Here is a 1,235-nt window from a genome sequence, read left to right as displayed (position 1 = left end):
GATGCGATCGACCAGCTCCACGCCGAGCGTCGCTACCGCGTTTTCGCCGACCTCGAGCGCATCGTTGGCAAGTTCCCGCGCGCCATCTGGCGTTCCAACGGCCGCGCCCAGGAAATCACCGTATGGTGCTCCAACGACTATCTCGGCATGGGGCAGAACGAGGATGTGATTGCCGCCTTCCAGACCGCGGCCGGCAAGATGGGTTCGGGCGCCGGCGGCACCCGCAACATCTCCGGCACCTCCAACCCGCTGGTCGAGCTGGAGCATGAGCTCGCCGACCTGCACGACAAGGAAGCGGCGCTGGTCTTCACCTCCGGCTTCGTCTCCAACGAGGCCTCGATCTCGACCATCGCCAGGCTTTTGCCCAACTGCCTGATCATCTCGGACGAGCTCAACCATGCCTCGATGATCGAAGGCGTGCGCCGCTCGGGCGCGGAAAAGAAGATCTTCCGCCACAACGACGTCGCGCATCTGGAAAGCCTCTTGCAGGCGGCCGGCCGCGAGCGCGCCAAGCTGATCGTCTTCGAGAGCGTCTATTCGATGGACGGCGACATCGCGCCGATCAGGCAGATCGTCGAGCTCGCCGAACGCTACAACGCCATGACCTATATCGACGAGGTCCATGCGGTGGGCATGTACGGGCCGCGCGGCGGCGGCATCACCGAACGCGAGGGCCTGGCCGACCGCATCGACGTCATCCAGGGCACGCTGGCCAAGGCGTTCGGCACGCTGGGCGGCTACATCACCGGCACGAGCGCGGTGATCGACGCGGTTCGCTCCTATGCGCCGGGCTTCATCTTCACGACCGCGCTGCCGCCGGCGATCGCCGCCGCCACCACCGCCTCGATCCGTCACCTGAAGCGCTCGCAGGCCGAGCGCGACGCACAGCAGCGCCAGGCAGCCAGGACCAAGCAGGTGCTTGCCGCCGCCGGCCTGCCGGTGATGGAATCGGCCACCCACATCGTGCCGGTGCTGGTCGGCGATCCCGAGCTTTGCAAGATGGCGAGCGACCGCCTGCTTGGCGTGCACGGCATCTACATCCAGCCGATCAACTACCCGACGGTGCCGCGCGGCACCGAGCGGCTGCGCATCACGCCGACGCCGTTCCATTCGGACGCGCTGATCGCCGAATTGCAGGACGCGCTGGTCGAGACCTGGGATGCGCTGGGCATCCCCTATGCCGGCTCCGGCCGTCCCGCCGTCGCCAAGACCGACCGGATCATTCCGCTCCTGGT

At 67.1% G+C, this 1,235-nt stretch carries 1 protein-coding gene; it reads left to right on the top strand.

Annotation, left to right across the window (positions count from 1 at the left end; all coding sequences use genetic code 11):
* Positions 1-1,235: 5-aminolevulinate synthase (hemA, locus tag RFM52_RS32715; protein ID WP_320327905.1), on the top strand; the 1,235-nt coding region annotated here is incomplete at both ends.

Source organism: Mesorhizobium humile, assembly GCF_033977215.1.
GTDB lineage: Bacteria > Pseudomonadota > Alphaproteobacteria > Rhizobiales > Rhizobiaceae > Mesorhizobium > Mesorhizobium humile.
This window is presented reverse-complemented; position numbering and strand designations above follow the sequence as displayed.